Raw genomic sequence first — 10,090 nt, forward strand, 5'->3', positions numbered from 1 at the left:
CCTCCGCCCGCACCAGGAGCTGACATGACCGACCGCCTTCGTGATGTCTATGTCGTCGACGCCGTCCGCACGCCGATCGGCAAGTACGGCGGCGCCCTGTCCGGCGTACGCCCCGATGACCTCGCGGCCCATGTGCTCGGCGCGCTCGTCTCCCGTACGCCCGACCTCGACCCGGCCCGCATCGACGACGTCTTCTTCGGCAACGCCAACGGCGCGGGGGAGGAGAACCGCGACGTGGCCCGCATGGCAGTACTGCTGGCCGGGCTCCCCGTCACCGTGCCCGGCGCCACAGTCAACCGGCTCTGCGGCTCCGGCATGGAAGCGGTCATCCAGGCGGCCCGGGCCATCGCCGTCGGGGACGCGTCCATCGCCGTCGCGGGCGGCGTCGAGTCGATGAGCCGCGCGCCCTGGGTGGTGCCCAAGCCCGAACGCGCCTTCCCCGCCGGCCACCAGGAGATGTTCTCGAGCACGCTCGGCTGGCGCATGGTCAACCCGCGCATGCCCAAGGAGTGGACGGTCGCCCTCGGCGAAGGCGCCGAACTGGTCGCCGACCGCTACGGTATCGACCGCGAGGCACAGGACGCCTTCGCCCTCGAAAGCCACCAGAAGGCCGCGCGTGCCTGGGACGCGGGACTGTACGACGCGGAAATCGCCCTGGTCGACGGCGTTGATCTGGCCCGGGACGAATGCATCCGCGACACCACGTCGACCGAGGCCCTCGCCAAGCTCAAGCCCGTCTTCCGCCAGGGCGGCACCGTCACCGCCGGCAACTCCTCACCGCTCAACGACGGCGCCGCGGCCCTGCTGCTCACCGACGAGGACGGCCTGCGCGCCACCGGGCGCGAGCCGCTGGCCAGGATCGGCGCCACGGCCGTGACCGGCATCGAGCCGCAGTACTTCGGAGCCGGACCCGTCGAAGCGGTCCACCGCGCACTCAAGAAGGCCGGCCGGGGCCTCGGGGACCTGCACACCCTCGAACTCAACGAGGCGTTCGCGGCCCAGGCGCTCGCCTGCATCGGACAGTGGCCCGGACTTGACCCGGCCGTGGTCAACCCGCGCGGCGGCGCCATCTCCATCGGCCATCCGCTCGGCGCGTCGGGCGCCCGCATCACCGGAGCCGTCGCCCACCAGCTCGCCGCGGTAGGCTCCGGCACCGGAATCGCCGCACTGTGCATCGGCGTCGGCCAGGGCCTGGCACTCGTACTGGAGAAGTGACCGGATCACCGTCACCGGGCGGGTACTCGACCGGGCGGGCCGGCCGGTGCGCGGGCAGCTCGTCGAGGTGTGGCAGGCAGGCGCCTCCGGGCGGTACGCCCAGCAGCGCGACCAGCACCCGGCGCTGCTCGACGCGAACTTCACCGGCGCCGGCCGCTGTCAGACCGACGACGAGGGGCACTACCGGGCGAACTTCCGCATGCCGCCCGTCCGGCCGACGTCGAGCAGCCCCGCGCCGTACTCGGCGCCCAGCTCACCCACCTCGGCGCCCGGCCGGACCGCGCCCGCGACGGCATGGCAGTACGCACATCAGTGCCCGGAGATGGGGGCACAATGTGAACCCCCCGGAAAGAAGGCTGCTGATGCACACCACCGTCGGCATCATCGGCGCAGGCCCCGCCGGACTGCTGCTCGCCCGCCTGCTGCGCAACGCCGGCATCGACAGCGTGACCCTCGAATCACGCGACCGCGCCCACGTCGAGAACCGCCAGCGGGCAGGCATCCTCGAACAGGGCACCGTGGACGCTCTGCGCTCCGCCGGAGTCGCCGAGCGCATGGACCGCGAGGGGATGGTCCACGACGGCATCGAGCTGCGCTTCGACCGCGGCGCCCACCGGCTCGACTTCCTCGCCCTCACGGGCGGCAGGAGCGTGACGGTGTACGCGCAGACCGAGGTGGTCAAGGATCTGATAGCCCGCCAGCTCAGCGACGGCGGACCGCTGTTGTTCGAGGCCCAGGTGCGCTCGGTGGAGGATGCCGACAGCGACCGGCCGTTCATCCGCTACCTCCACGAGGGGCGGGAGCAGACACTCACCTGCGACTACGTCGTCGGCTGCGACGGCTTCCACGGGGTGACGCGCAACGCCGTCCCGGAGTCGGTCCGCACGACGTACGAGCGGACCTATCCCTACTCCTGGCTCGGGATTCTCGCCCAAGCACCCCCGGTCTACGACGAGTTGATCTACGCCCATTCCGAGCGGGGCTTCGCCCTGGCCAGCATGCGGTCGCCCGCCGTCAGCCGCCTCTACCTCCAAGTCCCGAGCGGCACGGATCCCGCCGACTGGCCGGACGAGCGCGTGTGGGACGAGCTGGACGCCCGCTTCGCCATCGACACCGACCCCGGCTGGAAACTGGAGAGAGGCCCCGTCTCTTCCAAGTCCGTTCTCCCGATGCGCAGTTCGGTGACCGAGCCGATGCGTTTCGGCAGCGTCTTCCTGGCCGGGGACGCGGCCCACATCGTCCCGCCGACGGGCGCGAAGGGCCTCAACCTGGCGGCATCCGACGTCATCGTGCTGGCCCGCGCACTGATCCACGAGCAGAACACGGGCTCGACGGAACTGCTCGACGCCTACTCCGACACGTGCCTGCGCCGGGTCTGGCGAGCGGAACACTTCTCGTACTCGATGACGACGATGCTCCACACGGATCCGGCGCAGTCCGCATTCGACTCCCGTCTGCAGCTGTCCCAGCTGCACCGCGTGGCGAACTCGCGGCACGCGGCGGCGGAACTGGCGGAGAACTACACGGGGTTGCCGATCGCGTAAGGGTCGGGTGCCCCGGTGCCTGCCGTCCCGCACCTGCTATGCGGCCCGGCCCCGCCGGACGAGACCGGCCGGAACCAGATCGCTGAGACCCTGACCGCGTCGAACCGGTCGGCGGTACGTCCGGCGAGCTCCATCGGCATCGAAGTCTGAGGCTGGGCTCGAATCCCGTGTCGTCCGACCCGCACACGAACTGGGATGCACCGAAAAGCTGACCGGCCGGTAACCCACTCGAGTGAACATGCTGGCTACCCGTCAGGCAGGGAACCTAAAGTACCAATTAGGCTAATCAGGTCTCCTTCGGCCGGGTGGCGTACGCCGTCGGCGGAGGTCTGCTTCGCAATCACAGGGCCCGCGGTTGCGGGCCACCCGTGTACCCGCACGTCGGGAGCGAGGAGGCACGCCATGCCAGACGAGGATCTTCTTGCGGTGAAGGAACGCGCCGCCGACGTGCTCATGCAGATCCCCGGCGTCACCGGCGTCGGCATCGGCGGGCGCGAACGCGACGGCAGCCCCACCGGGGAGCTCGTCATCAAGGTCTTCGTCCAGCGTAAACGTCCGCTCGCCGAACTCACCCCCGGCGAGACCCTGCCCACCCGGTTCGAGGGCGTCGGCATCGACGTCAGCGAACTCGGCATCGGCCGGCTGGAGACCGCGCCCCCGATCGAGGAGGCCACGCCGGCCACGGTCCCCGGATCGCCGCTGACCTCCGACCACGACACCGACGACGAGCGCTACCGACCGTTGATCGGCGGAAGCCGGGTACAGAGCGACATGTCCGGCGTCGGCTTCGGCACCCTGGGCTGCTTCCTGCTGCACGGGACCGACCCGAACAAGGTGTACGCCATCACCAATTACCACGTGATCGTGGGCGGGGGGCAAAACCGCCCGCCCGCCGTCGCGGGGAGCACTCGGGTCGGGCAGTCCGAGGCGTCCTCCAGTCCCACCAAGTGCTGCTCCCACATGATTGGCACGTTTGTGGGCGGCGGCCGCGACACCGTGAGGGACGCGGCGCTGATCCAGCTCGATGCGGGAATGGAGTACCGCAAGGAGCTCATCGGCATCGGCGTGATCACCGGTACGCACACGATCACCCAGCAGGAGGCGCAGACCCAGCGGTACGCCGTACGCAAGCGTGGCGCCCGGACCCGGCTGACCGGTGGTGTGGTCGAAGCCATCAACACGACGCACACCACCTCTGACGGGTTCACCAGGACCAACATCACCGTCGTCAAGCCCAACCCCAACGTCGCCGTGCCCGCGGGCCAGCCGCTGTACTTCTCTGACAGCGGCGACTCCGGCAGCGTCCTGGTCAACGACCAGGGCCAGGCCGTGACGCTGCACTTCGCGGGCGACTTCGTGGCCACGCAGAAGATGAACAAGGGCCTCGAGCTGCCGATCGAGCAGATCATCGCGACGTTCGTGGCGGAGGGGTTCCAGATCGCGATGGCCACCGGTACCACGACCGGGGTGGTTTTCACGGTCCCCGGCGCCACCACCGTCGCCCTGCCCCAGGAACTCGTCCCGGCGCTGGCCGGGTTACCCGCAGGCGAGACGGTACGGGTGCCGGTGGAGGCATCATGGCTGCCCGGGGTGCCACTGCCAACGCCCCATCTGCTCACGGGACTTGAGCAGCAGCTCGACTCCACGCGGGCAGGGCGCCGGCTGATCACGTTGTGGCTGAGGCATGGCAGCGAGCTGATCGCGCTGGTGGAAAGTCACCGCAGGGTGGCCCTGGTCTGGCATCGCTGCGGTGGGCCCGCGCTGATGCAGATGTTCTTCCGGATGACAGCCGATCACACGCTGGCGATGCCGCAGACGATAAACGGCCGGCCGCTTTCCGAGGCCGTCTGCCGGATCGCCGATGCGTTCGCGCCGTACGCGAGCCCCGGCCTGCAGCACGACCTGACGGCGGCCCGGGCAACACTGCCCGACATGGGTGGAATGACATATCCGCAGGTTCTGATCGCGTTCCGGCCGGAGTAGGGGCTCGGCGATGGCACCGAGCGAACCGGAGTCGAAATGCGCCGACGAATTATCAGCGTGATGCCGGGGCGCGGGGGTCCCTCGCTCCGTACCGATCTGGAACACGCACGCCGACCTCGGCGGGCGCACGTCACCGGCGTTCGCGCACGGTGCGGACAAGGGGGTACCCGCTCATGAGTGACGCATCCGATCGCGAGGCCATCGCCCAAGTGGCCAGGGTCAAGGAGGAGTCCACCGCGTGGCTGCTCTCGCTGCCGGGCGTGAATCTGGTCGCCGTCGGCGGCAAGGAGACCGACGGCCGACCGACAGGCGAACTGGCCGTCCAGGTGTATGTAGATGCCAAGCTCCCGCTTTCGGAGATCCCACCGGAGCATCGGATCCCCGAGGAGATCGACGGCGTCAAGACCGACGTCTACGTCGGCGGGGACATGGTGCCCCTCGTCGCGGACGGTGCGCTCCTCCCCGAGGACGTGAAGTTCGACGAGTCCCGCAACCGGCCGGTGATCGGCGGGTCGCTCATCTTGATGCCGGGGAGTAAGTACGTCGGGACGCTCGGCTGCTTCGTCTCCGACCCTGCCGACATCAACATTGCGTACGGGCTCACGTGTGGTCACGTGATCTTCTCCCCGGATATCTCGCCGCCCACGTCGGGCTTCACGAAGGTGGGCCAGCCGTCGGCCGGCGGTTCGAGCGGTTGCTGCGAGGACACCATCGGGAAGTACGTGGGTGGGCTCGAGCACAGGCCGGACCGCGACGAAGCCCTGATCGCGCTCTCGCCCGGCTTGAAGTTTCTCTGCGAAATCGCCGACATCGGCTTCGTCACCGGCATCCACGACATCACACTTGCCGAGGCCAAAACGCAGTCGTTCCCTGTACGGAAGCGGGGCGGGCGCACGCGACTCACCGGCGGGGTCGTCATCGGATTGGGGGCCACCGGTCCCGATGTCGAGAACCTGCTGGTCATCCGTCCGAACACAAACCCGGCGGCGACGTCGGGAAGCGTCGTGTTCTTCGCCGCCGAGGGCGACTCGGGATCGGCGCTGGTGGACGACACGGCAGTGGGGTCCTGCCAGGTGACGGGGATCGTCCGCAGCCGTGGCAAGACAAACGCCGAGCTGGTGGCGGAGGGGAAGCCGCCGGGGCCGCTGACCCCGGCCGGCGTCGAACTCGTGAATGCGTACGCGATGCCTGTCACAAAGGCGCTGAAGCGGCTGAAGGACATCGAGAACATTCAGACGGTGATCTCCACGGCGTCCGCGCCCGGTCAGGTGCACACGGTGCCCGGCGGCAGCAGCGTTGCCGTACCGGCCGAGGTCGCCCAGCGGATCGCCGAGGAGCCGGCGGCCCGCGCCGCGTTCACCGGTGACGGCGATGGCGAGGGCGGCCTGCGGGCTCCGGTCGCGGGTGCATGGTTCGCCGAGGGCCGCCCGCCCGAGGAGGGCCTCGTGGCCCTGCGGGCCGGGCTGGAGGCATCTGACGCGGGGCGGGTCCTGATCGCCTTCTGGCGAGACCACCGAGAGGAAGTGGTCCGGCTCATCCGCCGGGATCGCCGGGTCACCATCGTCTGGCACCACCGCGGCGGCGCCGCGCTCCTTCAGCTGCTCATGCACATCGTGAGCCGCGCCGAGTTGGCGCTGCCCGAGACCATCGACGGCCGCCCACTGCTCGAGTGCGCCGACGAGCTCGCCGCGGTCCTCTCCGCTCGCGGGACTCCCGCGCTCCGCACCGACCTGGAACGCGTACGCCGCGTCCTTCCCGACATCGGCGGTCGCACCCTGGAAGAGATCATCTTTGCGCTCGGCGCGGTACGACAGGAGGTCGGCGGCGATGGCTGAGGCCGCGGGAAGCATCGAGCGCGTCGCCACCGAGCTCGCCGGGGTGTTCACCCGGATCACGAACAAACTCGGAGACGATTCCGCGATCGACACGTTCGAGCAGCTCGGGGTGCACTTCCCCGACGAGTTTCTGGCCGAGCCGACGATCAGCGCGGCCCGGCTCACCGTGTACGGGTGCGGGGCCGAGCTCCGTCCGCTCACCCAGCAGCTGGCCGCCGCGATCGCCTCTGGCGACCAGGCTGCGGTCGCCGCTGCCTCGTTCGCTCTGATCACCCAGTTCGGGCGGGTGGTTGAGGCGCTGCCCGAGCTGGCGAACGCACTGGCCACCGCGGGCCCCACGCTGCCCGGTATCACCGCGGCGCAGATCGCCGAGCTGAACGAGAATCTGCCGCGCAAGATCGTCGACTTGCTGCTCGCCGACATCCTCCAGCTCTCCGCTCCGGCGTCGGCGCTGTTACTGGTCTTCGGGATCCTCGAGCGCACCTTCGTACCCGGCGACGACACAAACCCGTCGAAGCCCCCGCACGAGCGGGTCTCGGTTCATCTGGACCGGATTCTGCCCGCGCTCACCAACCCGGTCGGACACCTCGGCACCCTCTACGGCTGGGGCACTGACCACTTCGACGCGGGCCGGCTGCTCTTGGTGATCGAGGCGATGGTCGCGGGCCTGGGACTGCCCGTCCTGTTCACCCCCGGTACCGCCACCGAGCCTCCCCGGCTGCAAATCTTCGCCTTCGACCTGGAGCCCACCGCCGACGGCTCCGGGCTCAAGGTCGCCGTCATGCTGCGCGGCGCGCTGACCACCACCTTCACCTTCCCCGTCTCGCCGCCCACCTGGAATGCGGAGATCGGCCTCTCCGGCACGCTGCCCGCCGGCGCGTCCGGCGAGCTGCGACCCCCGCTGGACATCGAACTGACCCCGCCCGCAGGCCCGTTCGAGGCGTCCATCACCGCCGGGCTGAAGGCCACACCGCCCGCCCCGTTCCTGCTGCTCGGTACGGCGGGCGGCAGTCGGCTGGAGTTCGCCGGGCTGAGCGCCACCGGCGGGATGAAGCTGACGTTCGACCCCAGTACCGGCAAGGCCGGTGGCGGGCCCGTCGCCGAGGGCGAGGTCACCGGCGGCAAACTGATCATCGACACCGCCGGCGGAGACGGCTTCATCTCGACGCTGCTCGGCCAACTGCACCTCGAGAGCCGGTTCGACGTCGGGTTCTCCTTCACGCCGGAGCAGGGGCTGCGCTTCCACGGCAGCGGCGGACTTGAGATCCAGGTTCCGGTGCACATCGAGCTCGGCCCGGTGCAGCTCCAGGCGATCTATCTGCTCGCCACGATCGAGGCAGGGAAGCTGCCGATCGAGCTGTCCGCCGGCCTCACCGCCAAGCTCGGCCCGATCTCCGCAGCGGTGGACCGGATCGGGGTCCGCGCCGACCTGAGCTTCCCGGGGAACGGTGGCAACCTCGGCCCCGCCGACCTGGCCTTCGCCTTCAAACCGCCGACCGGCGTCGGTCTGTCGCTCGACGTAGGTGTCGTCACCGGCGGCGGGTACCTGTTCGCCGACCCCGATCGCGGTGAGTACGCGGGCGTGCTGCAACTGGAGTTCGCGAAGTTCCTCGCGGTGAAGGCGATCGGCCTGATCACCACCCGCATGCCGGACGGCTCGTCGGGCTTTTCGCTACTGCTGGTGCTCACCGCCGAGTTCGGCGGCGGCGGGCTGCAGCTCGGCTACGGGTTCAAGCTGATCGGGGTCGGCGGCATCATCGGCCTCAACCGCACGATGCGGCTCGACGCGCTGATGGAGGGCGTACGGACCGGCGCCATCGAGTCGGTGATGTTCCCGCGCGACATCGTGGCGAACGCTCCGCGCATCCTCAGCGACCTGAGGGCGTTCTTCCCGCCGCAGGAGGGTACCTTCCTGATCGGCCCGATGGCCAAGCTCGGCTGGGGCACACCGACCCTGGTCAGCGTCGCCCTCGGGGTGATCATCGAGATCCCCGGCAATATCGCGATCGTCGGCGTGCTCAAGGTGGCGCTGCCCACCGAGGAACTGCCGCTGCTGATCCTGCAGGTCAACTTCGCGGGCGCCATCGAATTCGACAGGAAGCGGATCTTCTTCTTCGCCTCCCTTTTCGGCTCCCGCGTGCTGACCATGTCCATCAACGGCGAGATGGGCCTGCTCGTCGCGTACGGCGCGGATCCCAACTTCGTGCTCAGCGTCGGCGGCTTCCACCCGTCGTTCGCGCCGCCGCCGCTGCCCTTCCCCAGCCCGCGCCGAGTGTCGGTGGACGTACTGAACAGTGGCATCGGGCGCATCACGATCTCCGGCTACTTCGCCGTCACGAGCAACACGGCGCAGTTCGGCGCGCAGGCCGACCTGTTCTTCGGGTTCGGCGGGTTCGGCATCGAGGGCCACATCGGGTTCGATGCCCTGTTCCAGTTCTCGCCCTTCATGTTCATCATCGAGGTGCACGCCTCGGTGTCGCTCAAGGCGTTCGGCGTCGGGGTGTTCTCGATCTCGCTGCGGTTCGCCCTGTCCGGCCCCAATCCATGGCGGGCCAGGGGCACCGGCTCGATCTCGTTCTTCTTCTTCGAGATCTCCGCCGACTTCGACATCACCTGGGGCGAAGAACGCGACACTGTCCTGCCGCCGGTGAACGTCATGCCGCTGCTCGCCGCCGAGCTGCTCAAACCGGAAGGCTGGCAGGCCAGGCCGCCCGCCGGCGGAGCGCCGCTGGTCACGCTGCGCGCGCTGCCCGAGGCCGAGTCGGAGCTCGTGCTTCACCCGCTCGGCACGCTGTTCGTACGCCAGCGCGCCGTGCCGCTGGACATCCAGGTCGACAAGGTCGGCTCGGAGGCCGCAGCCGACGTCTCGAAGCTGGCGGTGAGCCCGGTGGGCACCGGGCTGACCAAGCTGTCCGACGCGGAGGAGATGTTCGCGCTCGCGCAGTTCCAGAACATGGACGACGCGGCCAAGCTGGCGCGCCGAGCCTTCGAGCGGCAGCACGCCGGGCTGGAATTGAGCCCGGACGGCGTGGCGATGGCGTCGCAGCGCGCGGTGCGCCGCAGCGCCCGGTACGAGCAGAGCGTCATCGACACCATCACCCAGCCGGACAAGCCGTCCGAGTCGTTCGTGAACTACAACGGCACCCTGTTCAACCACTTCATGGCCGGATCGAGCGTGGCACGCTCGCCTTTGGCCGCCGCCCAGCGGACGCTGCGCGAACCCGCCGGCCAGCGGCTGACCGTCACCGGCGACTCGTACGTGGTCGCGCGAACGCTGAACAACCGCCGCCTCAGCGGCCCGTTCACCAGCCAGGCCCTGGCCGCCCAGGATCTGGCCGACCGCGTGGCCGATGCCCCCGCGCTGGACGGCACTCTGCACGTCATCCCCGCCTCGGAGGCCCTGTCATGAGCGCGGAGCGACCCGAACGCAGCGAGCCGAGTGGGGGATACCGCTTCGCGCAGGGCCTCCTGCTCCTCTCGCTCGGTGCGTGTCCGCGCACCTCCGCCACGACC

Annotated in this window: 5 protein-coding genes and 1 pseudogene; all 6 read left to right on the plus strand. The window is 69.7% G+C overall.

The features are described 5' to 3' along the window. The first annotated feature begins 24 nt into the window (after window positions 1–24). The 6 genes and pseudogenes from OG905_RS37520 to OG905_RS37545 all read left to right on the plus strand — a co-directional run bounded on the left by OG905_RS37520 (window position 25) and on the right by OG905_RS37545 (window position 9,986). Window positions 25–1,215 (plus strand): thiolase family protein, encoded by a 1,191-nt coding sequence (locus OG905_RS37520; protein WP_328681548.1) that lies wholly within the window; start codon window positions 25–27, stop codon window positions 1,213–1,215. Then, window positions 1,214–1,456: pseudogene (locus OG905_RS37525) on the plus strand (dioxygenase family protein); the annotation flags it as partial. The gene OG905_RS37520 and the pseudogene OG905_RS37525, both read left to right, overlap by 2 nt. A 121-nt stretch (window positions 1,457–1,577) precedes the next feature. Then, complete coding sequence (locus tag OG905_RS37530) at window positions 1,578–2,759, plus strand: 4-hydroxybenzoate 3-monooxygenase (protein ID WP_328681550.1); 1,182 nt, start codon at window positions 1,578–1,580, stop codon at window positions 2,757–2,759. 402 nt (window positions 2,760–3,161) lie between these two features. Then, window positions 3,162–4,742, plus strand: coding sequence for a hypothetical protein (locus tag OG905_RS37535; RefSeq protein WP_328681552.1), 1,581 nt, complete (start codon window positions 3,162–3,164; stop codon window positions 4,740–4,742). A gap of 173 nt (window positions 4,743–4,915) precedes the next feature. After that, window positions 4,916–6,577, plus strand: coding sequence for a hypothetical protein (locus OG905_RS37540; protein WP_328681554.1), 1,662 nt, complete (start codon window positions 4,916–4,918; stop codon window positions 6,575–6,577). Beyond that, window positions 6,570–9,986, plus strand: a complete 3,417-nt coding sequence (locus OG905_RS37545; protein WP_328681555.1) for a DUF6603 domain-containing protein — start codon at window positions 6,570–6,572, stop codon at window positions 9,984–9,986. Before OG905_RS37540 ends, OG905_RS37545 begins: the two co-directional genes overlap by 8 nt. The last annotated feature ends 104 nt before the right edge of the window (window positions 9,987–10,090 follow it).

It is taken from the genome of Streptomyces sp. NBC_00322 (assembly GCF_036147535.1).
Lineage (GTDB): Bacteria > Actinomycetota > Actinomycetes > Streptomycetales > Streptomycetaceae > Streptomyces.

Excerpts from the sequence above, each read along its gene's own strand:
- OG905_RS37520 (WP_328681548.1), top strand. The coding sequence starts at position 25 with ATGACCGACCGCCTTCGTGATGTCTATGTCGTCGACGCCGTCCGCACG.
- OG905_RS37530 (WP_328681550.1), top strand. The coding sequence starts at position 1,578 with ATGCACACCACCGTCGGCATCATCGGCGCAGGCCCCGCCGGACTGCTG.
- OG905_RS37535 (WP_328681552.1), top strand. The coding sequence starts at position 3,162 with ATGCCAGACGAGGATCTTCTTGCGGTGAAGGAACGCGCCGCCGACGTG.
- OG905_RS37540 (WP_328681554.1), top strand. The coding sequence starts at position 4,916 with ATGAGTGACGCATCCGATCGCGAGGCCATCGCCCAAGTGGCCAGGGTC.
- OG905_RS37545 (WP_328681555.1), top strand. The coding sequence starts at position 6,570 with ATGGCTGAGGCCGCGGGAAGCATCGAGCGCGTCGCCACCGAGCTCGCC.